The sequence below is a fragment of the Caballeronia sp. dw_276 genome, assembly GCF_018449635.1.
In the GTDB taxonomy this organism is placed as follows: domain Bacteria; phylum Pseudomonadota; class Gammaproteobacteria; order Burkholderiales; family Burkholderiaceae; genus Caballeronia.
Map to the genome: position 1 here is coordinate 459793 of NZ_JAAVUV010000005.1, position 22418 is coordinate 482210.

Below are 22418 nucleotides of genomic sequence, written 5' to 3' on the forward strand. Positions count from 1 at the left end.
GATCCTCAGAACTGAAGGCCGGGCGAGACGCTCGCGGGCATGAGCAACTGGGTGCTTTCGACGGACGCCATCGGGTACGAGCAATAATCCGCCGCGTAGAACGCGCTCGGGCGCTGATTGCCGGACCGGCCGATACCACCAAACGGCGCCGCCGATGACGCGCCGTTCGTCGGTCGGTTCCAGTTCACGATGCCCGCGCGAATGGTGTGCTGAAAATGCGTCCACGTGGCTGCGTCGTCGGCGAGAAGGCCTGCGGATAAACCGTAAGCCGTATCGTTCGCGCGTTCTATCGCCTGATCGAACGTGGCGTAACGCGTGAGTTGCAGCATCGGGCCGAAGTGTTCTTCGTCGGGCACGTTCTGCGCATTCGTCACGTCGATGATCGACGGCGTGACGAAGCCGAGTTCATTCGATTGCTGCGTCATTTCAAGCAACGGCTTGCCGCCAGCTTCGATCAATTGCTTCTGCGCCAGCACGAGCTTCGACGCCGCGCGCGCCGAAATCACCGCACCCATGAACGGCTGCGGATCGGCGTCGAAAGCGCCGGTCTTGATCTTCGATGTCACGTCGATCAGACGTTGCGTGAAGCGTTCGCCGAACGCGTTATCGGGAACGAAGAGACGTCGCGCGCACGTGCAACGCTGTCCGGCGGAGAGATACGCCGACTGGATCGTGTGATGCACGGCAGCGTCGATGTCCTCGACATGGGCGACGACCAGCGGATTGTTGCCGCCCATCTCAAGCGCCAGCACGATCTCGGGACGTCCCCCGAATTGCCGATGCAACAATGTTCCGGTATCCGAACTACCGGTGAAGAACAGGCCATCGATCTGCCGATGATTGGCGAGCGCAATACCCGTGTCCTTCTCGCCCTGAACCAGATTCAGCACGCCCGAAGGCAAGCCGGCCTGCGCCCAGAGATCGACGGTAAGCGCGGCCACGGCGGGCGCGAATTCCGACGGCTTGAACACGACAGTGTTGCCCGCGATCAACGCCGGCACGATATGCCCATTCGGCAAATGCCCCGGGAAATTGTACGGTCCGAACACCGCCACGACGCCATGCGGCCGATGCCGCAAGACCGCAACGCCATCGGCCATATCCTGGCGTTTCTCGCCGGTACGCTCGTGATACGACTTGATCGAGATATCGACTTTGGCGGCCATGGTCGCGACTTCCGTGCGTGCTTCCCACAAGGGCTTGCCCGTTTCATGACCAATGGTATGCGCCAGCGTTTCCTTGTTTTCGTTCAGCAGCACGGCAAAGCGGCGCGTGATCGAAATACGTTCGTCGAGCGTCAACGCGGACCACGAAGCAAACGCATGTCGTGCAGAAAGTACCGCGCGATCGACGTCTTGCGCCGATGCGCTCGCCCCTTCCCAAACCACTTCGCCATTGCCCGGATTACACGATGCAAACGGCGCGCCGCTGCCATCGCTCCAAGCGCCATCGATAAACAATTGAGTCGAAATCGTAGTCATGTTCGTGTCCTTAACTTGCGTTCTTCGGGCGCGGTTGCGACGCTAAAACACGCACCGTATCGCCTGCTTTCACGCGCAACGCAGTAGCTTCATCTTCGGTCAACAAGAACGATCCGTCTTCCGGAATGCCGAACGTCGCGCCGCAACGGAAATCATCGAGCGATGTATTTGAAACAAGGCTTCGAGCCTCGCCGTTCTCGTTACGCTCGCCAACACGCACCGTCACCAACACGCTTTCGCGCACGGTGCGCAAGTCCGCTGTATGGCACTCGAGAACGGGCCCCGCATCGAAGATGTCGACGTGATTTTCGTAGCGCAGCCCTTCAGTTTCGAGCATTTTGCGCGCGGGCATGGTGTCGCGATGCGTCAGGCCAACCGCCGCTTGCGCGTCTTCGGGCAGCATCGCGAGATAGACCGGATAACGCGGCATCAACTCGGCCAGGAACGATTTCTTGCCGTGCGAACTCAGATAGTCCGCTGCGTTGAAGTCGATCTGGTAGAAATGCGAGCCGACCGCTTGCCAGAATGGCGAGACGCCGTTTTCATCGAAATGACCGCGTAGCTCAGCGCACAAACGCTCCGGAAAACGCTCGCGGAATTGCGCGATAAACATGAAGCGTGAACGCGACAACAAACCACCGACGCCCGCTGTTCTATATCGCGGGCTCAGGAACAGCGAACAGACTTCGGCGTAACCGGTCAGATCGTGCGAGATGTTGAGCAGCGACATCTTGGTCCAGACGCCCAGGTCGCGGCTCGCATGAACGACCGTCGATACCCGGTAGTTGTAGAACGGCTGCTCCAGTCCCACTTCAGTTTCGATGCCGCATACGCCGGCGATATCGCCGGTCGCCGTATCTTCCATCGCGAACAGATAACCGGCTTCGTGGGGCGCGGCTTCATTGGCGAGCGTACGCCGTGCACGTTCGACGCGCGCGGTCAGCGCGTCGCGATCCGGCTTGAAGGTGGTGAGTCCCGGTCCGGTTTCGTGCGCGAGCGCGACCAGCGCTTCGACATCTCCAGGTTGCACGCAGCGGACAACGATCATTGCAACTCTCCCGAAGCTTGGTGAAGCGGCACACAGCGCACCGTATCGGATTCTTTTACGCTGAGCGTCTCGCGCAGTTCGGCGGATAGCGGCGCACCGCTCGCACGCGATGACGGCAGCTTGACCAATGCGCATCGAAACGCATGCGCGCCGCCGGCAGCGAGCAGGTACGGCGTGCCTGAAGCGACGGCGTTATCTGGAAAGCCGCTGACCGTGCGCACTTCATTCGCCAGCACCGAGGCGCTGCGCTCGACCGCGACGGTCAGCACGGGACCGGCATCGAAAATATCGACGAAACGATCCGGCTCGAAACCTTCTTCAAGATGGATGTCATACGCGAGCAACGCGCCGTCGTCGGGTTCGCCCAACACGCGTTGCGCTTCGGGCGGCAACAGCGGCACATACAGCGGATAACTCGGCATCACCTCCGCGATGAACGTGCGGCTCCGACCGCCCGATTCGAGTTCGACTTGCTCGAAGTCGCGGCCAAAAAACTTGCGCCCCACCGCTTCCCAGAACGGCGATACACCCGCGTCGTCGGTCACGCCGAGCATCAGCGAGAAGACGTCATCGGAGAAACGCTTGCGGTTCGCGGCCACGTACATCATGCGGGCGCGCGAGAGCAGATGCGCGGCGGCATCGTGCGTGGATTCGCGTATCGCCGGGTCGATGTAGAAACCCGTCAGGCGGCTCTTACCGGTGAGTTCGTGCGACATGGTGAGCGCGTGAATCTTGCGGTTCACCTTGAGTTCGCGAGATGCGTGAATCAGCGCGTCGTTGCGAAATGCGTAGAACGGTTCCGAATATCCCGCCGATGCCACGATGCTCGACGTGCCAAGCAACGCACCCGTCGCCGTATCTTCGAGCACGAACAGGTAAAACTCTTCGCCGGGGAATTCGACATCGGCGCGAAACGAATCTTCTGAAAGCGCGACGCGCGTTTCGAGAACGCGGCGGTCGCGCGGCAGCGAATGCAGCACTGGATGCGCTGCGTGCGCCATGCGTTCGAGGGCGTCGAGATCGGCGAGTGTTGCGGGGCGGACGATGAGCATCGGCGATTCCGTTGAGTTGAAAGAGGCCGAAGAAGTGCGCACGTTCACTGCGCCACGTCGGCGATAGCTTTTTCGATGCGGGCAAAACCTTCGTCGAGATCGGCCATCGGCATGATCAGCGACGGCGCAAAACGCAGCACGTTCGGCCCCGCAATCAGCATGATCACGCCATGTTTCGCGGCTGCGGTCAGCACGTCTTTTGCGCGATCCTTGTAGGCATCGGCGAGTTCCGCACCGATCAGAAGACCTTTGCCGCGGATTTCCTTGAACACTGAAAAACGTTCATCGATACGCTTCAGATGCGCCTTGATCGCATCGCTGCGTTGCTGCACGCCTTCGAGCAAGGACGGATTGCTGATCAGCTCGACCACCTTGTCCGCGATAGCCGCGCCCAGCGGATTGCCGCCGTACGTTGTGCCGTGCACGCCGACCTTGAAATGCGCGGCGATCTTATTGGTCGTGAGCATTGCGCCGATCGGGAAGCCGTTGCCGAGCGCCTTTGCGGTCGTCAGGATGTCCGGCGTCACGCCGTAGCCCATGTAGGCGTAGAACGTTCCGGTACGGCCCACGCCCGTTTGTACCTCATCAAAAATCAGCAGTGCGCCGTGTTGATCGCAGGCGTCGCGAAGACCCTGCAGGAACACGGGGTCCGCAGGCAACACGCCGCCTTCGCCCTGGACAGGTTCGACGATCACCGCGCACGTTTGCGGCCCAATTGCGGCGCGTGCCGCCGCGAGATCGTTATACGGAAGATGCGTGATGCCTTGCGGCGTCGGGCCAAAACCTTCGGCGTACTTCGGCTGACCGCCGACGCTGACCGTGAACAGCGTACGGCCGTGGAACGATTGCGTGAACGAGATGATTTCGACTTTCTGCGGACCACTGTTGTCGATAGCGTAACGGCGCGCGAGTTTCAGCGCGGCTTCGTTCGCTTCCGCGCCGGAGTTCGCGAAGAAAGCGCGATCGGCGAAGGTTAGATCCGTGAGACGGGTGGCGAGCCGGAGGACCGGCTCGTTGGTATATCCGTTGCCGATATGCCAGAGTTTCTCGCCTTGATCGTGGAGGACCTTGAGCAGTTCGGGGTGCGCATGACCCAGCGCCGTCACCGCAATACCGCCCGCGAAATCAATGTAGTCACGCCCTTCCGTGTCCCAGACGCGCGAACCGAGTCCGCGATCGGGCACAAAATTCGCCGGGGAGAACAGAGGCACCATTACTTCATCGAAGGTACCGCGTGTCACGTTTAGATCGGTCATGAATCGCTCCTTGGGCGGGATTTGCTTGGGGACAGGTCAGCGAATCGTAGCCCGGAGCGGCGTGCGCGTCTTGCGTGAACGCGACACGTTTTTCATGGACAAATCAGCGCCCGGTCAGCGGGAGTTTCGCTCGATCCAGTTGCGTCGCTCCTCCCGGGGCGTGACGCCAAACCTTTCGCGATATGCATTCGAAAAATGCGCCGCCGATGCAAATCCGCAAGCCAGGCTGATCTGCACCACCGACTGGCTGCTTCTCTGCAATTGCGTGCGCGCCTTGACGAGCCGGAGATTGAGGTAATACTTCGCCGGCATTGCGCCGAGATATTGTTTGAACAACCGCTCCAGTTGTCGCCGCGAAATGCCGGTGAGCGCCGCGATTTCGTCGCTGGCAAGCGGTTCTTCTATATTTGCTTCCATCAATTGCAGCGCGTCATTCAAACGTGGATGACGCTCGCCCGGGGCAGTCACGTAAGGAATGCGCTGGCGTTCATCGCCGGAACGCAATGCACTCATGCCAAGCGCGTCCGCAATCCGCTCGGCGAGATTGCGGTTGGTTTGCCGCGCGATCATTGCAAGCATGAAATCGGCGGTGGGCTGGCCTCCACAACACGTAGCACGGTCGCGATCGGTTTCGAAAATCTGCTGCGAAACAATGCAACTTTCGAATTGTTCGGTGAATTGCTGCGCAATGTCCCAGTTCACCGCTGCACGATAACCATCGAGCAATCCCGCCAATGCCAGCCACCATACGCCATGGTGAATTCCGCTGACTAGCCGAGTATTCGACGCAACCCGAGTCAGCGCTTGAAGAAACGCGCGTTGTCCGCCGAGTGGCTGAAAACCTTCGCTCAGCACGATCAGCCAGTCACATTCAATTTCGGCACTGAACCCAGCCTGAATTTTCAACGTTGCGCCACCGCCGAGCGTGATATCGCGCCCATCGTGCGACACGACCTGCCACGCGTACAGCGCATTGCCATCGATTTCATTTGCGAGCCGCAACGTATCGATGACCGGCCCCACGCCGCTCATCGAACATGGGGCGATCACCGCGATGACCACACGCAACGGTTGCGGCCCGACTCCAGCCGGCACGTTACTTGAGGCTGCCGGACAGGAATTGGCGCAGCCGTTCGCTGTTCGGCCGGCTCAGGACCTCGGCGGGCGCGCCCTCTTCTTCCGTGCGTCCCTGATGCAGAAACATCACATGATTCGATACATTGCGAGCAAAGCCCATCTCGTGCGTGACGACGATCATCGTGCGGCCTTCTTCCGCCAGCTTTTGCATCACTTTCAGCACCTCGCCGACGAGTTCCGGATCGAGTGCGGACGTGGGTTCATCGAAGAGCATCACGTCCGGGTGCATGGCAAGCGCGCGCGCAATTGCCACGCGCTGCTGCTGGCCGCCCGACAAGTGCGACGGATATTGCTTCTCGACCTTCGGCGCGAGGCCGACCTTCTCGAGACATTCGCGCGCCCGTTCGCTCGCTTCTTTCTTCGATAAACCCAGCACATGCATGGGCGCTTCCATGACGTTTTCAATCGATGTCATGTGCGCCCACAAGTTGAAATGCTGGAACACCATCGCGAGTTTGGTGCGCACGCGCTGGAGCTGCTTGTGGTCCGCGACTTCGAGGTTGCCGCGATTATCGGTTTTCGTGCGCACCGGTTCGCCATCGACGATGATGTCGCCGGCGTTCGGCCGCTCGAGGAAATTGATGCATCGCAGGAAGGTACTTTTGCCCGAGCCGCTCGACCCGATGATGCTGATCACGTCGCCGGCGTTGGCGGCGAGGGAAACACCCTTGAGCACTTCGTTATCGCCGAAACGCTTGTGGATGTCGCGGGCGACGAGTTTGACCGCGGCGTTCTTCGCGGCGGCCGATGCTGCGGTTTGTGCGGAAGTGTCCAACGCATTCTCCCCGGAGGATGAGTCTGAAGGGTCCGATCGATTCGATCATGGCTGCGGATTCTACCGAAACCGGCCGCCGCACCGGCATTGGGGCAAACGCCCTCGCTGTCCACGCAGCCGAAATGCAGCGAGAATTCGTCAGTCTTTATCAGGCTCGGCGGGAAGTACGGCGCGCACTTGCTGCGCCACACGGCCGTTGGCGAGCGCGATCTCCGGGCTCGCTTGGAGCATCGGCAGATAGTGAACGTCGAAGGCGGCGTTGCGATCTTTGGCCCCGAACATCGATGCCACCGCGTGCGCCATGTCAATGCGTCCATCGGGCGTGGCGTCCGGGTCGTCAATCACGTCGTCGAGCGCCGCGATCAGCGTCGAGAGCGGCCCGAGCCATTTGAACGCGCTGCCGTTGATCACGATCTGCAGGAACTCGGCGGGCGATACCGCGCCGAACTCGGCTTCGTGCCGGGCGCGCAATTCATCGAGAAGACTGCGGTGCAGCGCCAGTAGCGGATGGCGCACATCCTTTAGGAAAGCAGTCGCAACGGCGTCGGTCATTCTGGCGGTCATGGGCGGGTTCCGAAATATAAGTTCGATGCCCGAAGCCTACACCGTCGCCAGTGTCCGCCCTGCATAGCGAATAAAATCCGGCGCGGAAAGCGGTTCCGAGAAAAGCCAGCCCTGCCCGAATTGCGCACCGCGCGCGTGCAGGTAACACGCCTGTTCCTCACGCTCGATGCCCTCGGCCACGACCTGCACGCCGAGCGTTTGCGCCATATCCACGATATGCGACGCCACGCTGCTGGACGCCGCGTCCTGACCGACGGTATCGACGAAAGACTTGTCGATCTTCAGCGCATCGACCTGGAAATTCTGCAAGTGCGAAAGACTCGAATACCCCGTTCCGAAGTCATCGATATAAACCGGATGTCCGGCATCGCGAAACGCCTGGATGACTTCCTTCGCGGCATCGGCGTCGAGGAAACAACGCTCGGTGGCCTCGATCCGGATCTGTTGCGGCGAAATGCCCGCCTCGGCCAGCGCCGGGGTCAGACGATCGAGAAAGCGCCGCGTGACGAGGTCGGGCGCGCTCAGGTTGATCGATACATACATCTCGCTGTACCGCTGCAAGAACTCGCCAAGTTCGAACAAGATGGTATCGAACACCTGGTCGGTGATCGCCTGGATCAGCCCGCGATTTTCAGCCAGCGGAATGAAGTGATCGGGACGCACGATGCGGTTGTTCTGCTTCCACCTGACGAGCGCTTCGGCACCGATGCATTGCCGCGTGTCGAGATCGACGATCGGCTGATACGCGACGATGAACTGATGGCGGCGCACGGCGTCGCTGAGCTGCCCGAGCGGCGAGAGGCGCCGGACCATCAAGAGGCCGAGCCATGCGGAAACAGCGAGGCCGCCCGCGAGTCCCGCGAACAGCCAGTTCCAGGGACGAGCGCGCGAACGGGCGGTGCCGGCGAAATTGAAGGTGTTCATCATGCGTGAGTCTTCATGTCCGTCATGCCTCTTGTGTGCCTCTTATGGTTTTCGACGCAAGTTACGCCGCGTGATTCTTATTGGCATTGCCGGATGAAACAGTTTTGTTCACTGTGCACGGGCGCGACATGCTGGTCTCATCTGGCGCTCCTGTGGCACGTCCGCGCGCACCCAAGCGACCCAGTGTAGCGGTCGCGCATGCATCGCTTCAATGCTTCCGCGCTGACGAAATGCCCCCATTGGTGGGCTGGCGCACGCCGGTTCGATACTTTTGCGGCACATGTGTGCAGGCGTCTGGCAAATGGCGGATAAGGCCGGGAGTCGTGAGAAAATCAGGCACGCTTTGAATCTTTCCCACTTCGTCACGCTCGACTCAAGGAGGCACTCAATGGCACTGGACGATGCCCGCGCATTCACCATCCGCGACGCAGCTGCGGCCGACTTCGACGCGATCGCGCGCATCTACGCGCATTACGTGCTGCATGCGCTTGCCACGTTCGAGGAAACGCCGCCCAATGCAGATGAGATGCGTGCGCGGCATGCATCGATCACGAGTGCGGGCTTGCCCTATCTGGTGGCGCAACAACAGGGTGAAGTGGTCGGTTATGCGTATGCGACGGCGTACCGGCCGCGCTCGGGCTACCGGCATACCATCGAGGATTCGGTTTACATCGCCGATGGTCACAGTGGCCGCGGACTTGGTCTCGCGCTCATGACTGCCCTGATCGAGCGATGCGAAGCCGGCCCGTGGCGGCAGATGGTTGCGGTGGTGGCCATGGCCGGCAGCGGCAACCCGGGCTCGATCGCGCTGCACGAGCGGCTAGGCTTTGAACATGTCGGCGTACTGCGCAAGGCCGGCTACAAACACGGCCAATGGGTCGATACCGTGCTCATGCAGCGTCCGTTGGGCGAAGACAAACCCTTGCTTCCCCCAAGATAAACCCGGGATTCGCCGTTCCACACGGCGTCGTCCGCAATCGCATTTTCCCCGTCAGAGTTTTATTTGCCCACGTACACCCTCGCCGCCGCCGTTACCGCTGAAATCGATATCCGCAAGAGCCGTTTCATTGCGCTGGCGCTGCCGGTCGCCGATCGCGCGGCCGCAATGGTCGAACTCGATGCGCTGCGCGCCCGGCATCCCGCTGCCACGCACGTTTGCTGGGCGTTGCTGGCGGGCGGCGAATCGGGCATGTCCGACGACGGCGAGCCCTCCGGCACCGCCGGCCGACCGATCCTCGAAGTCCTGCGCCACCATGAGGTGGACGGCGTGCTGGCGGCCGTCGTGCGCTACTACGGCGGCGTCAAGCTCGGCGCGGGCGGACTCGTGCGCGCATACACGGACGCCATCGCGACGGCGATGCAGCTCGCCGAGCGCATCGAACGCGTGGCGCTCGGGCTGCTTGATGTAGAAGTCGATTACGCCGATGAAGCCCGCGTTCGCCGATGGGTCGAACAGGAAGGCCACGCGCTCGCCGAACCTGCGTACGGCATGACGGTAAGCCTGTCCATACAGATGCCTCTTGCCGTGCTCGATGCCGCCGCCGACGCCATCCGCGACCTGACGCACGGGCGCGCGGTCATCGCGAAAAAATCGTGAAAGCCGCCATGATCCCGCGAACGTTCACGATCACCCTTTTGCCGTCGAGCCGCACTTTCCCGTCGAGCGGCGAGACGACCATTCTGGAAGCTGCGGCCCTCGCCGGCTTGCGCTTATCGAGTTCCTGTCGCAATGGGACGTGCCGGGCGTGCTTGTGCCAAATGAAAGACGGCACGGTGCGCTACAAGATCGAATGGCCAGGTTTGACAGCCGAAGAAAAAGCCGAAGGCTGGATTCTCCCTTGCGTGGCGCTGCCGCTCTCAAATGTAAAAATTGAAGCGGATTTCGAGGCAATTCTTCCTGCCGCCGAGGCAAGACCCGGCCGCGGACGCGGTTTCTGAGACGGCTGACGAGCAGCTTGCGATTACCCGGGTAATCCGGGATTGTTGTCTCTTATCAATAACCTACGATGTCGTTCCCGGCCGCCGCGAAGCGTCGGATTGTTGAGGCGCCTGCAATGGAGGCCTCGAAAAGTGTACAATTGCATTTCGTTTAATTTTCTGGCAGGGCCAGAACAACTGAGAACTCAATGACTAAAGTATTGTTGAAAGAGAACGAGCCTTTCGACGTCGCCATGCGCCGTTTTCGTCGCACCGTCGAACGTACCGGCCTGATTCAGGAACTGAAGTCGCGTATGGCTTATGAAAAGCCGACCACCGAGCGCAAGCGCAAGAAAGCTGCTGCCGTTGCTCGTCTGCGCAAGCAAATCCGCCGCGCCCAGTTGCCGAAGAAATTCTATTGAAGTAGTTGTATGGCTCACGGGCCATGCGAACTACGCGTTGCCCTGATGCAATCCGCTCGGGCATCCGCCTGGTGACGAAGCGAAGCGAGTCGCCCTAAAAGTCGCGCATTGGTGGGTTGTGGTTATCGCCTGCACCGACGGCCGCGCAAATCCAGAAGTTGACAGCCTGCACAATGTGTTCATCGTGCGGGCATTTGGCGTTGGTTCAGCAGATGCATGATACGAAAGCAACACCGATCTCTTGGAGAATGCCGTAAACGCATAAAGCCCGGATAGACCGGGCTTTATGCGTTTGAATCTTTGGTTGCGGGGGTAGGATTTGAACCTACGACCTTCGGGTTATGAGCCCGACGAGCTGCCAGACTGCTCCACCCCGCGAAAAAGATTATAGCGGGATGGGCATGTGCGGTCAAACGTATTCGACGAATATTGCAACTCAATGAAGCGGCGTTGAATCTACCGTGTCGATGCAGGCTTCGGCGCCGGATATGCATCGACACCATTACGCGTGGCTTCGACGCATCGGCGATGCTCTCTCGACAAGCGCTTAAGCAACGGCAGCAACACAACCGCGACAGCCGCCCCGCCTGCTGCAACCCAGCCGAGCCCAAAGAAGAGCGATGTATAAAGCGGCAGCGATTGCAGCGGACCGAGATCGCCCGATGGCATGCGCGCCAGGTTGGCAACCACGCTGCCAAGATATTGCGACACGCCGGTTGCGACATAGTAAGCGCCCATCATGAAACCGCTCATGCGCACAGGTACGTAGTGCGCGATCATCGCGAGGCCCAGGCCCGACACCAGCAATTCCCCGAGCGAATATAGCCCGTAACCGCCGACCATGAACCACGATGACACGCGGCCATCGACTGCATATCGGCCGCTGAATGCGAACACGAAAAAGCCCAATGCCACGACCATGAAACCCAGCGCGTACTTTGCGGCGATCGGCAGATCGATGCCCTTGTTTGCAAGGCGCGTGTAGCCAATTGCGAGGAACGGGCTCAGCAGCATGATCCAGATTGGATTGAGCGCCTGGAATTGCGCCGCGCTCCACGAGAACAACGTCACGTTGAACAGCGTGAACGATGGATCTACGTTGCGAAGCGCGAACAAAGTGAGTGACGTCGACATCTGCTGATAGAAGATGAAGAACAAGATAACCTGCAACGTCAGGATCAACGCGGCAAGCAAACCCGCGCGTTCGCTGCGGTCGCATTTCAGCAGCATCCAGCCGAAGATCACGAGAACGGCGGCGCCCGCCGCATACACGCAGATGGCCGCAACATGTTCGTTTTGCAGCACGAACACGGTAGCCACGCCAAGCGCCACGGCACCCGCCACGACTGCGGCGAAGTGGCGCCATTGCATGGGTTTGTCGTCGGGGGCGGAGCCAATGCGCGCCACCGTGTTGCGCATGATCGCGAAGTTGATCAGGCCCAGCACCATGCCCGCGAAACATACGGCGAACGCGACGTGCCAGCCCCAATGATCCTTGATCCAGGGTGTGGCGAGCATCGACATGGTCGAACCGATATTGACCGACATGTAGTAGATGGTGAACGCGCTGTCGAGGCGCGCGTCGTCGCCTTCGTAAATGCGCCGCACGAGGTTCGCCGCGTTCGCCTTGAACAGGCCGTTGCCGACCACGATCACGCCGAGCGCCGCATACATATAACCAAGCGATTCGAACGGGATCGCGAGCATCAGGTAACCCGATGCCAGCACGCATGCGCCGAAGATCATCGTGCGCCGTGCACCGAGGATCTTGTCGCCAATCCAGCCACCGATGGCCGGCGCCGAGAACACCAGCGCGGTAAATGCGCCCCATGTGAGGTTGGCATGTTCATCGGTGAAACCAAGCTTGTCGATCATGAACAGAACGAGCAACGCGGCCATGCCGTAATAGCCGAAACGCTCCCACATCTCGATCAGGAAAACGGTCGTAAACGAGCGCGTCTGCGACGTGCCGGACGAGTGTGAAGTCATGGTAAATCTCGATTAAGGTTTAATACCGCTACGTGTGGACTGAAAACTAAAGGGCATGTTTCAACCGGACTCGTTAATGCAGGAGTCCGACATATGACGAGCGGCGATTATCCCAGTGCGATCGGTAAATGTGTCGCAAAGCCTTGCACATACAGCGTTCAACTTTTTGAGACGACGACTGAAATGCAATTCGATTGACCATCGTCAATATGTCGTGCAGTCGGAAGGCGTCGTTGCACTGTTTTGCCAAATGGCGTGAGCGCTGTTGAGGTTTAAAACTCGTGATAACTTTCTTGTTCGACTTCATTCACTGGACTGCAATCACATGAACACCATCAAGGCGATTCTCACCGGGCATACACGCGGTCTTGGCGCCGCGCTCGCCGATAATCTGATCGCGCGCGGCATTGCCGTGCTCGGGATTTCGCGCAATCGCAGCGCGGTGCAAGCGTCGGATTTATTGCAGGAAGTGGAACTCGATCTCGCCGATACATCCAAGCTCGAAACGTGGATTGCAACGGGCGCATTGAAGCGCTTCGTCGATGGCGCGCATACCGTGGTGTTGATCAACAACGCGGGCATGTTGCAGCCGGTCGGTCCTTTGGAAGGGCAGGATGTGGGCGCGATCGGCCGTTCAGTGAGCGTGAATGTGGCCGCGCCGTTGATGTTATCGGCTGCGGTGGCTGCATCGGGCGCGAACGTGCCGGACCGCCGGATCGTGCATATTTCAAGCGGCGCCGCGCGCAATGCGTACCCCGGCTGGAGCATCTATTGCGCAACGAAAGCAGCGCTGGATCACCACGCGCGGGCCGTCACGCTGGATAACAACCGTGCGTTGCGCATTGGCAGCGTGGCGCCGGGGGTTATCGATACAGACATGCAAGCCGAGATTCGCGGCACGGGTCTCGATGCGTTTCCGCTGCGAGAAAAATTCGATGAACTCAAGCGCAGCGGCCAGCTTGCCACCCCCGCCGAAGCGGCGCGCAAAGTGCTCGACTATGCGTTGAGCGACGCGTTCGGCGAAACACCCGTGACGGACGTGCGTGAATTGGCGTGATCCTCGCGGATGGCGCTTTGCGACAACGCATCGGCGGCTGTGTTGCGGTGGCGTGGGATCCACTGGAAATGTACATCGGCGAGTTGCGAGATCAACTCACGCGCTTGCGTTGCGTACGAAATGAGCGCGGGCGCGCTGTTCGCGGCATCGCGTAAAACGTCTTCTATGACGACCTGACTGTCACCGTGGATCACAAGCTTTTCAGGCGCCGGCCGCTGCGATAACGCCGCCTCCAGCACCGCGATCAGCGCCAGATATTCGGCTTTGCAACTATCACCGTGGCCGGCAATCGCGCTGATTTTCACGACCTCGCCGTCCGGACTTTCGAGCAATCCGCCAATGCCTATCTTTCCCGGATTCGGATGCGCGGAGCCATCGAACCATGCGTGCCACGCGATGGCATCGCGATTCGACGGTTTCAGGTTTCGTGCGGCGCGCGCGGCTTCGCGATCTTCACGCCGGCGCTGCGCGGCTCGAAGCGCCGCCGCCTTTTCCAGACGCCGCGCGTTGACAAGATCCGCGAGCGACGCTGCGCCAGCCGCCTTTTCCAGCGTCTGCGTCAACGCGGCGTGCGCGGAAAGCGCCGTGAGCTTCGTCAACCGCCGGCTGATCGCGCGCTCGCGTTTATAGGCAATCTGGAATAGCTCGTCGAACTCGAACATGTCGGGGAGAAAAGTGACCGAACGCCGAGCTTAACAATTTTTTCGATTGCCCTACCCCGGTGGCGCCGCGATCACGAGGGCAGCACGTCGATTTTCGGCCCCCGTGACATTCGTTCGAGCACTCAGATTCTCGCCCGGCGTCGCTGTCACAACCCGCGCTTCCACGCTGACTTGCGGGTAGGCGGAGAGCGTATCGGCGGGATTGAGGGCGAACGAGTCATCGAGCACGACCGTCGCCGGCAATTCACTCGCCGATAAATGCCGCTCGGCGAGCAACGTGTTCGCTGCGCCCTGCGCGTGCGCGCTCAGGATCACGGTTGCGTCGGGCGTGGTGTGTTCGCCGCCGGCGAACTGCAACGTCACGGTGACCGCGCTCATGCTCAGCGCTTCATCGATATTTTTGCGCGCCTGGACCGCGATGGGCGACGCGGCGTCGAGTGTGGCGATCAGCCGTCGCCAATAACTGATCGCGGATGCAAAGCGCCGCGCCTCGAACGCAGCCGATGCCGCCAGAGCCAACGCTTTCGGATTCGCTGGTTCGATGGCGAGCGCCGCCGCAATCTCCTCGGACGGCCGGCCATCAAGACGGCCTTCGTTTGCACTCGCGAGGGTATCGGCGAAATCGGCGCGCATCTGGGCGTCGCCCGGGTCGAGCGTGACTGCGCGTGCGTAGGCCGCCGCGGCGTCCGACGGGCGCTCGAGCACCGCGTACGAGCGCGCCAGGGTGGCCCAGTTGGCGGCATCGCGGGGATCTGGGACGCGGCTTTTCAAACGAAACGCCAGGCGCGACACCATCATTTCCACCGACGCCGAACTCATGTCGTGCGATGCGCCGAACGAGTCGTCCAGGTCGAGCGCGGCCGGCTGCCCGAGCTTGAGGTACAACGCGCATGCGGCGGCCGGAAACAGCGCGATCAGAAGCGCGCTGGTGGCCGCGCGCGTAGCCGTCCCTTGCGGCGACGCACGCATGAGCGACAGCGCGGCGGGCGTGCGGGTATCGGCGAGAACGCGCTGTTCGATTTCACTGCGCAACGCGGCGTGCTGACCATCCGACAGCACGCCCGCGAGCCGGTCATGGTCGGCATCGGCGAGTTCCCGGCGATACAGCGATACGTTCAGCGCGCGGGGTTTGGGTGTATCGGCAGCGGGTTCGCGCTGCATCAGCGGCACGACCGCGCACAATATTGCCGCGATGAGCATGGCGGCCGCGATAATCCAGAAAGTGATCATGGACGGCTACCCAAAAGACGCCGCGCGCGCCTGCGTTCCAGGTCGGTCAGCGCGGGCGGAGGCGTTCTTCGGCGACGCAACACCACGAGAACAAGCGCAGCAAATGCAAACACGAGCAAGACGAAAGGTCCGATCCAGAGCGCCCAGGTCAGCGTCTTGAACGGCGGATCGTAGAGCACGAAGTCGCCATAGCGCGTCACCATGTAATCGCGGATCTGCGCATCGGTTGCGCCCTGTTCAACCTGTTCGTGGATGATCGCGCGAAGGTCCGCCGCGAGATCGGCGGTCGAATCCGCGATGGTTTCGTTCTGGCAGACGAGACATCGGAAATTCGATTCCAGCTGGTTTATCCGCGCCTTGACTTCCGGGTTCGCACTCGTGTTAGGCGCGACTTCGGCAGCAAGCGCACGGGTCTGCACGAAGCAAACGAGGAGGAACAACAAGCAGGCGAGCCTAATCATCGCTGCCCTCGTCTTGCAGCTTTCGGACCAGCGGGAGGATTTGTGTATCGAGCGCGGTTTGCGTAAGCGGCCCCGAGCGCTTGAAACGGATCACGCCCTGCCGGTCGATCACGAAGGTTTCCGGCACGCCGTACACGCCATAGTCGATGCCCGTCTGCCCCGAGCGATCGACCATCGATGCAATATACGGATTGCCCGCCTGCCGCAGCCATTGCTGCGCCGCTTCGGGCTCGTCCTTGTAGTTGAGTCCATAGATAGGCACGACATTCTTGCCCGCGAGCGAGACCAGCAGCGAATGTTCATCGCGGCAGGATTCGCACCACGACGCCCAGACGTTCATGATCCACACTTGTCCGCGCAGCGCGTCCGGCGAGAGGTTCCTGCCGGGATTGTCGAGACGTGGAAGATCGAACCGCGGTGCGTTCTTGCCGATAAACGCCGACGGCAAGCGTCGCGGATCGTTCGACAACGATGCCGCCAGCACCGCGCTCAGACCCGCGAAAAAAATAAGCGGCAGCAAAAAGCGTTTCACTTAGCGCGTCTCCTTTGCGTGCGCTGTTGCAATGACGGATTGGGCCTGAAGGCGGCTTCGAGCGGTCACCGCGGACGCGGCGGACGCCTCACGACGGGCCTTCACAGCGAGCCGATACCGCCGGTCACTCGCCGCCAACAGGCCGCCGAATGCCATCAAAAGGCAACCTCCCCAGATCCAGTCCACAAACGGTTTCACCTGTACGCGCAAGGTCCACGCGGTCGGGCTGTCGGCGGCGGCATCGCCGAGAGCGACGTACAGATCGCGCAACGGCGCGCGGTCGACGGCGGCTTCGGTCATGGTCGTCTTCTTCACGACAAAGAAGCGTTTCTCCGGATGCATGACGGCGACCACAGCGCCGTCGCGAATCGCCACGACCGTCGCGCGCAACGCCCGATAGTTCGGGCCATTGACTTCCTTGGTGCCATCGAAACGAAATGTGTAGCCGCCGGCGCTGACCGACTGGCCGACGTCCAGCCGCCCGTCGCCGGCGCTTTCGTAGCCTTTGACGAGCGTCACGCCCGCGATGAAAACGCCCACGCCCAAATGCGCGGCGAGCATGCCGTAAAAGCCGCGCGGCACGCGGAAAAAGCGCATGAAAAACGCGCCTCGCTGTTCCGAGATACGCACGGCAAGCGCGGTCAGCGTTGCCGTGCCGCACCACACGGCAAGCCCGATACCCAATGCAACCAGCGGCCGCCAACCGCCCGTAAGCAACGGCACCGCAACCGCCGACGCCACGCTCACCAGCGCCGCCCAGCAAAGCCGCACGGCGATATGCGGCAGGCGCGCGGACTTCCATCGCGCGATCGGGCCGATGCCCATCAGGAAAATCGCGGGCGTCATGAGCGGCACGAATACGGCATCGAAATAAGGCGCGCCGACGGAGATTTTTCCGAGGTCCAACACGTCGAGCGCAAGCGGGTACAACGTGCCAAGCAACACGGAAGCCGCGGCCACCATCAACACCACGTTATTCGATAACAGCAGCGACTCGCGCGATACCAGCGCGAAACCCGCGCCCAGCCCGATCTTCGGCGCGCGCCACGCGAACAGCATTAACGCGCCGCCGGTCACGATCGAAAGGAACACGAGAATGAATAGTCCGCGCGTGGGATCGGTGGCAAACGCATGAACCGATGTAATCACGCCCGAGCGCACGAGGAACGTGCCGAGCAAACTCAGCGAAAACGCGCAAATGGCGAGCAGCACGGTCCACGCGCGAAAGCTGCCGCGTTTGTCGGTGACGGCGAGCGAATGCATCAGCGCCGTGCCGACGAGCCACGGCATGAACGACGCGTTCTCCACCGGGTCCCAGAACCACCAGCCGCCCCAGCCGAGTTCGTAATATGCCCAGCCGCTGCCGAGCATGATGCCAAGCGTGAGGAAGGTCCACGCGGCCGTGGTCCACGGGCGAGACCAGCGCGCCCAGGTGGCGTCGAGCTGACCCGATAACAACGCCGATACCGCAAACGAAAACACCACCGCGAAGCCCACGTAACCCATGTAGAGGATCGGCGGATGCGAAACCATGCCGGGGTCTTGCAACAAGGGGTTGAGATCGCGGCCGTCCATCGCGGGCGGCAAAAGACGTATGAACGGGTTCGACGTCCACAGCATGAAGGCGAGGAAGCCCGTGTTGATCCAGCTCATGACGCCGAGCACGCGCGCGACCATCGATATGGGAAGCTGCTTGCTGAAGATGGAGACCGCTGTCATCCAGAACGTCAGCAACAAGGTCCAGAGCAGCAGCGAGCCTTCATGTCCGCCCCAGACGGCGGCGAAACGGTACGCGAGCGGCAGCATCGAATTGGAATTCGACGCCACGTACGCGATCGAAAAATCATCGTTGACAAACGATACCGCCAGGCAAGCGAACGCCATCGCGACGAACGCGTTTTGTCCGCGCGCAAGCGGCCACGCGCTGCGCGTCCAGCCTGAGATGCCGCGCGCCGCGCCAATCAGCGGCAGCACGCCACACGTCACTGCAAGCAGCAACGCAACGATCAGCGCGAACTGGCCGAGTTCGGGGATCATCGAATCGCTCCTGTCTTGTCCGATATTTTCATCGTGGCCCGGGCACGTTTGACTGCATCGGCGGCTTCGGGCGGCATGTAGTTTTCATCGTGCTTGGCGAGAACCTGATCCGCCACGAAGACGCCCTCCGGCGACAAGCGCCCTTGCGCGACCACGCCCTTGCCCTCGCGGAACAGATCAGGCAACACCCCGCGATAAACAACCGGGATTTCGCGGGCGGTATCGGTGATCATGAAACGCACGGTCAGCCCGCTTGCATCGCGCTGGACCGAACCGTGCTCGACGAGTCCGCCAACTCGCAGCCGCGTCGTCTGCGTCATGCTGTCTGCTGCAAGCTGGCTCGGCGTGACAAAGAACATCACGTTGGAATTGAACGCGTTCAGCACCAGCGCCGCCGCGCCGCCGAGCGTCGCCAGCCCGGCGGCGACGCCGCACGCCCGTCGCGTGCGCCCCTTCACGGTCTCTCCGTGAGCGTGCTCGTGCGTGTGCGTGGCTGAATCGACCGTTCGCGCCGCCGATGCCTCCTGCCCGCGTTGACGGTGATCGCGATCTCGACCGCCAGCACGAAAAACGTGATGTCGAAGGCGACCCACAAGTACCAGAGGTCACCGTTTGCGCTATTCAAGAGGTTCATGGCCCTGCCCCTTCGCCCGTTGGTCAAAACTCACGTTCATCGATAATCCGCCGCACCCGTACAAGCACGATCGCGATGGCGTAGCACCAGAAGGCGAGCGTCATGACGAGAATGCCGGCGAGCATGGATGCGTCCATGGACACGCCGCTGCCAAACGAAAGCGACGCGCCCTGGTGCATCGTGTACCACCACTGCACCGAGAAATAGATGACCGGAATGTTGACGACGCCCGCGAGCGCGAGAACGGCGCAGGCCCGATCGGCACGGCGGGTATCGTCGATAGCGCCATGCAGCGAGATGAAGCCAAGATATAAAAACAGCAGGATCAGTTCGGACGTGAGCCTTGCGTCCCAAACCCACCACGCGCCCCACGTCGGACGTCCCCAGAGTGCGCCGGTGATCAGTGCGAGCGCGGTGAAAAGCGCACCGGTCGGCGCGATGGCGCGCGCCATCATCGCGGAAAGACGTGCGTTGAGGACGAGACCCAGCCCGGCGTAGGCGGCCATCACCACGTACAGCAGCATCGACATCCACGCTGCCGGCACGTGTACGAACATGATGCGATAGACATCGCCTTGCACGGCGTCCGTCGGCGCGACGAACAGCGCGATTTGTATGCCGGGCATCACGAACAAAATCGCCGCGATCGCAAAGCCGGGAATCATCCTCCCCGCCAGCCGATGAAACGGTTTGGGTGACGCGTAGCGCAACCACCCAGTGTGAGCAACTGTGGAATTCATAGTCGATGTTTCAGGCTCATTCAGCAGAGATCCGCAGCGCCGCGGCAGTGGCGACAGGACACAACGCAAGCGCTGCGAGCAGGCCCGCGCCGAGCAGGGAAAAGTTCGCGGCGGACCAGCCATCGGTGCGCGATGCATCGGCGGCGTTCGCGCCAAAAATCAGCACGGGGGTTTCCAGCGGCAACACCAGGACCGCGAGCAACATGCCGCCGCCGCGCACGCCGAGCGTCAACGCCGCGCCCACCGAACCGATGAGACTCAGAACAGGCGTACCGATCAGCAACGCCAGCGTGAGACGGCAGACGGCATCGAAGGAAAGGCCGTATTGCAACGCCATGAACGGGGCGAGCAGCACCAGCGCAAAGCCGCTTGTCAGCCAGTGCGCGCCGATCTTCGCCATGACCATAGCGAGCAACGATTGCGGCGAGAGCAGCATCTGGTCGAGCGCGCCATCGGCGAAATCCGGGCCGAACAAACGCGCGAGCGAGAGCATCGCGGCGAACAGCGCCGTGACCCATAAGACGCCCGGCGCGATTGCCTGCAGCAATGCGGTATCGGCGCCCACCGCCAAAGGAAACAGGCTCGCCGCGATCACGAAAAACAGCAGGCAGCCAAGCGCCGACGTACGCCTGCGCCACGTCAGCGCCAGCTCGCGTTGCACGATGCGTGCGGTCAGTCTGAGCATCGGCCGCTCGGTTCGAAGTAGAGATTGCGCGTGGCCGAAGGTGACGTGGTGATCAGCTTGTGCGTGGTCATCAGCACGATCCCGCCGCGCTCGAGATGTCCCTTGATGCACTCCTCGAGCACGCCGGAGGACTCTTCGTCGAGCGCGGCGGCGGGTTCGTCGAGCAGCCACAACGGTTTGTGTTCGAGCAGCAGACGCGAAATGGCAAGCCGGCGCTTTTGCCCCTGCGACAGCCCGCGCACGATCGCATGCCTGTACCGGTCGAGCCCGACGCTTTTGAGCGCGGCCTCTTCGATTTCGACGCGTTCTTCCGCGACATCGCCGAGCACCGAGCTGAAGGCGAGGTTTTCGGCGGCGGTAAGTTCGTCGCTGATGCCGTTCAGGTGTCCGAGATACGCAAGCGACTGCCGCCATGATTCGGGATGCGCGTGTGCATCCTTGCCGCGCCAGCGGATGGTGCCGGCGCTCGGCCGCAACAGGCCGGCGAGGACGCGCAGCAGCGTGGTCTTCCCGCTGCCGTTTGGACCGTGGATCTGCAGGACTTGGCCCGCGTCCACGTCGAAACCCACGTTGCTGAAAAGCATTTCTCCGGCGCGGTCGAAGCCGAGTTTATCGACGGACAACAACGCGTCCCCGCGATTTCGCGACTCGTTTTCGGACTGAACAAACATATCCTGATTCATCGATAAGCCCTCACTTTGGACGCGCTTCGCGCAACTGTTGATCCCGCATTGCCTGCGTCATGTTCGGTAGTTCATGCGCAATGCCCTTGTGACAATCGATACACGTCTTTTCGCCCGTGGCCAGGAAGCGCTGGTGCGCGTTCTGTGCGCGCGGACTCTGGCGCGTGAAGTCCATTGACTCGAAGGAATGGCAGTTCCTGCATTCCAGCGAATTGTTGGCCTTGAACCTTCTCCACTCGTGTTCGGCAAGTTCGATCCGCTTGTCCTGGAACTTCTCGCGGGTGTTGACCGTGCCGAACACTTTTGCCCATACCTCCTTCGATGCCTGCATCTTTCTTGCTATCTTGTCCGTCCAGTTGTGCGGTACATGGCAGTCCGAACAGATCGCCCGCACCCCGCTGCGATTGCTGTAGTGAATCGTGGTCTTGAGTTCGGCAAACGTGTTGTCGTGCATCTCGTGACAACCCGTGCAGAACGCCTCGGTGCTGGTCATCTCAAGCGCCGTGTTGAACGCGCCCCAGAACACCACACCGGCGATGAACCCGCCAAGCGTGAGGAAACCCAGGCTGTAATAAGTGCTCGGGCGGTTGATCGTCTGCCAGTACCGCTTTATCAGGCCGAACATCGCGCGCTCCTACTTCTTGCCGGGCGATTGCGGCGCGGAAGGCCCGGGCGCAATGCGCACATCCTCCACATCCGTGAACGTGTTGCCGACAAGCGGCTTCGCATCGGCTTGCGGGACATGGCACTGCGTGCAGAAATAGCGCCTCGGCGAGAGACTTCCGAGCGTGAGGTTGTCTCGGGTGAGGTAATGCGATACGCCGACAGGCACCGCTCCGCTGTCCGCCGCGCGGCTCCTCGCATGGCACGCAAGGCAGCGGTTGGCGTCCTTGTCGAGTTGATAGCCGTCGATCTTGTGCGGGATCGTCGGCGGCTGCTGTGCATAGGCGCGGCCACGGATGACATCCTTATTTTCTGTTGGGGCAATCAACGGCGGTTTCGCCTCTTCATCGACAGGCGTCGTGCCGCGCATGGCGTCATGAAACGGTTCAGCGGGAATTACCGGCTGGGCCGGCGCCGCCTGCGAAAACACAAAAAGACTCACGGCAATGAACATAGTCAGCGATCGCAT

Annotated in this window: 26 protein-coding genes and 1 tRNA gene; 5 read left to right on the forward strand and 22 right to left on the reverse strand. The window is 61.3% G+C overall.

The window, feature by feature from the left end:
* Nucleotides 1-5: 5 nt before the first annotated feature.
* The 8 genes from astD to HB633_RS13465 all read right to left on the reverse strand — a co-directional run bounded on the left by astD (nt 6) and on the right by HB633_RS13465 (nt 8240).
* Entirely contained in the window at nt 6-1481 is a 1476-nt protein-coding gene (astD, locus tag HB633_RS13430) for a succinylglutamate-semialdehyde dehydrogenase (RefSeq protein WP_213778567.1), read from the reverse strand.
* Between the two features lie 10 nt (nt 1482-1491).
* Entirely contained in the window at nt 1492-2529 is a 1038-nt protein-coding gene (gene astA, locus HB633_RS13435; RefSeq protein ID WP_213778568.1) for an arginine N-succinyltransferase, read from the reverse strand.
* Nucleotides 2526-3581 (reverse strand): arginine/ornithine succinyltransferase subunit alpha, encoded by a 1056-nt coding sequence (gene aruF, locus HB633_RS13440; RefSeq protein ID WP_213778569.1) that lies wholly within the window; start codon nt 3579-3581, stop codon nt 2526-2528. The genes astA and aruF overlap by 4 nt, the downstream gene beginning before the upstream one ends.
* 44 nt (nt 3582-3625) lie before the next feature.
* Entirely contained in the window at nt 3626-4837 is a 1212-nt protein-coding gene (locus HB633_RS13445; RefSeq protein ID WP_213778570.1) for an aspartate aminotransferase family protein, read from the reverse strand.
* A gap of 114 nt (nt 4838-4951) precedes the next feature.
* A complete protein-coding gene (locus HB633_RS13450; protein WP_213778650.1) occupies nt 4952-5869 on the reverse strand; it encodes a GlxA family transcriptional regulator in 918 nt (305 codons plus the stop codon).
* Nucleotides 5870-5933: 64 nt separating this feature from the next.
* The gene (locus HB633_RS13455) at nt 5934-6677 is read right to left on the reverse strand and encodes an ATP-binding cassette domain-containing protein (protein WP_162244447.1); all 744 of its coding nucleotides are present in this window, start codon (nt 6675-6677) and stop codon (nt 5934-5936) included.
* A gap of 210 nt (nt 6678-6887) precedes the next feature.
* Complete coding sequence (locus tag HB633_RS13460) at nt 6888-7313, reverse strand: hypothetical protein (RefSeq protein ID WP_255580909.1); 426 nt, start codon at nt 7311-7313, stop codon at nt 6888-6890.
* A 36-nt stretch (nt 7314-7349) separates the two neighbouring features.
* Nucleotides 7350-8240 carry an EAL domain-containing protein gene (locus HB633_RS13465; RefSeq protein WP_346730307.1) on the reverse strand — a complete coding sequence of 297 codons (891 nt, stop codon included), beginning with the start codon at nt 8238-8240 and terminating at the stop codon, nt 7350-7352.
* 385 nt (nt 8241-8625) lie between these two features.
* On the opposite strand from HB633_RS13465, the gene HB633_RS13470 reads away from it, so the two are divergent.
* The 4 genes from HB633_RS13470 (at nt 8626) to rpsU (ending at nt 10576) form a co-directional block, all read left to right on the forward strand.
* Entirely contained in the window at nt 8626-9177 is a 552-nt protein-coding gene (locus HB633_RS13470; protein WP_213778571.1) for a GNAT family N-acetyltransferase, read from the forward strand.
* A gap of 63 nt (nt 9178-9240) precedes the next feature.
* The gene (locus HB633_RS13475; protein WP_213778572.1) at nt 9241-9834 is read left to right on the forward strand and encodes a YigZ family protein; all 594 of its coding nucleotides are present in this window, start codon (nt 9241-9243) and stop codon (nt 9832-9834) included.
* Nucleotides 9835-9842: 8 nt separating this feature from the next.
* Nucleotides 9843-10175, forward strand: coding sequence for a 2Fe-2S iron-sulfur cluster-binding protein (locus tag HB633_RS13480; RefSeq protein ID WP_213778573.1), 333 nt, complete (start codon nt 9843-9845; stop codon nt 10173-10175).
* 188 nt (nt 10176-10363) lie between these two features.
* Nucleotides 10364-10576, forward strand: coding sequence for a 30S ribosomal protein S21 (rpsU, locus tag HB633_RS13485; protein ID WP_006999077.1), 213 nt, complete (start codon nt 10364-10366; stop codon nt 10574-10576).
* Between the two features lie 301 nt (nt 10577-10877).
* Here the strand turns inward: rpsU and HB633_RS13490 are convergent.
* Nucleotides 10878-10954, reverse strand: a tRNA-Met gene (locus HB633_RS13490).
* Nucleotides 10955-11032: 78 nt separating this feature from the next.
* Nucleotides 11033-12565 carry an oligopeptide:H+ symporter gene (locus HB633_RS13495; protein ID WP_213778574.1) on the reverse strand — a complete coding sequence of 511 codons (1533 nt, stop codon included), beginning with the start codon at nt 12563-12565 and terminating at the stop codon, nt 11033-11035.
* A gap of 325 nt (nt 12566-12890) precedes the next feature.
* Between HB633_RS13495 and HB633_RS13500 the strand changes: the two genes are divergently transcribed.
* Nucleotides 12891-13622, forward strand: coding sequence for an SDR family oxidoreductase (locus HB633_RS13500; RefSeq protein WP_213778575.1), 732 nt, complete (start codon nt 12891-12893; stop codon nt 13620-13622).
* Here HB633_RS13500 and HB633_RS13505 read toward each other — a convergent pair.
* Genes HB633_RS13505 through HB633_RS13560 form a run of 12 tightly spaced genes read right to left on the reverse strand, consistent with a single transcriptional unit; the run spans nt 13562 to nt 22418 of the window.
* Complete coding sequence (locus tag HB633_RS13505; RefSeq protein WP_213778576.1) at nt 13562-14284, reverse strand: ribonuclease HI family protein; 723 nt, start codon at nt 14282-14284, stop codon at nt 13562-13564. The genes HB633_RS13500 and HB633_RS13505 overlap by 61 nt on opposite strands.
* Before the next feature lie 51 nt (nt 14285-14335).
* On the reverse strand, nt 14336-15514 hold the full coding sequence (ccmI, locus tag HB633_RS13510) for a c-type cytochrome biogenesis protein CcmI (RefSeq protein ID WP_213778577.1): 1179 nt from the start codon (nt 15512-15514) through the stop codon (nt 14336-14338).
* Nucleotides 15511-15975 carry a cytochrome c-type biogenesis protein gene (locus tag HB633_RS13515; RefSeq protein ID WP_213778578.1) on the reverse strand — a complete coding sequence of 155 codons (465 nt, stop codon included), beginning with the start codon at nt 15973-15975 and terminating at the stop codon, nt 15511-15513. The genes ccmI and HB633_RS13515 overlap by 4 nt, the downstream gene beginning before the upstream one ends.
* Nucleotides 15968-16507: a DsbE family thiol:disulfide interchange protein gene (locus tag HB633_RS13520; RefSeq protein ID WP_213778579.1), complete on the reverse strand. Its 540-nt coding sequence runs from the start codon at nt 16505-16507 to the stop codon at nt 15968-15970. Before HB633_RS13520 ends, HB633_RS13515 begins: the two co-directional genes overlap by 8 nt.
* The gene (locus HB633_RS13525; RefSeq protein WP_213778580.1) at nt 16508-18544 is read right to left on the reverse strand and encodes a heme lyase CcmF/NrfE family subunit; all 2037 of its coding nucleotides are present in this window, start codon (nt 18542-18544) and stop codon (nt 16508-16510) included.
* A complete protein-coding gene (gene ccmE, locus HB633_RS13530; RefSeq protein WP_213778581.1) occupies nt 18541-19002 on the reverse strand; it encodes a cytochrome c maturation protein CcmE in 462 nt (153 codons plus the stop codon). The genes HB633_RS13525 and ccmE overlap by 4 nt, the downstream gene beginning before the upstream one ends.
* Nucleotides 18999-19178, reverse strand: coding sequence for a heme exporter protein CcmD (gene ccmD, locus HB633_RS30865; protein WP_213778582.1), 180 nt, complete (start codon nt 19176-19178; stop codon nt 18999-19001). Before ccmD ends, ccmE begins: the two co-directional genes overlap by 4 nt.
* Before the next feature lie 23 nt (nt 19179-19201).
* A complete protein-coding gene (gene ccmC / locus HB633_RS13540; RefSeq protein WP_213778583.1) occupies nt 19202-19918 on the reverse strand; it encodes a heme ABC transporter permease CcmC in 717 nt (238 codons plus the stop codon).
* Between the two features lie 16 nt (nt 19919-19934).
* The gene (gene ccmB / locus HB633_RS13545; RefSeq protein ID WP_213778584.1) at nt 19935-20603 is read right to left on the reverse strand and encodes a heme exporter protein CcmB; all 669 of its coding nucleotides are present in this window, start codon (nt 20601-20603) and stop codon (nt 19935-19937) included.
* Nucleotides 20591-21274, reverse strand: coding sequence for a cytochrome c biogenesis heme-transporting ATPase CcmA (gene ccmA / locus HB633_RS13550; protein WP_213778585.1), 684 nt, complete (start codon nt 21272-21274; stop codon nt 20591-20593). Before ccmA ends, ccmB begins: the two co-directional genes overlap by 13 nt.
* 22 nt (nt 21275-21296) lie before the next feature.
* A complete protein-coding gene (locus HB633_RS13555; RefSeq protein WP_213778586.1) occupies nt 21297-21911 on the reverse strand; it encodes a NapC/NirT family cytochrome c in 615 nt (204 codons plus the stop codon).
* Nucleotides 21912-21920: 9 nt separating this feature from the next.
* Complete coding sequence (locus tag HB633_RS13560; RefSeq protein ID WP_213778587.1) at nt 21921-22418, reverse strand: nitrate reductase cytochrome c-type subunit; 498 nt, start codon at nt 22416-22418, stop codon at nt 21921-21923.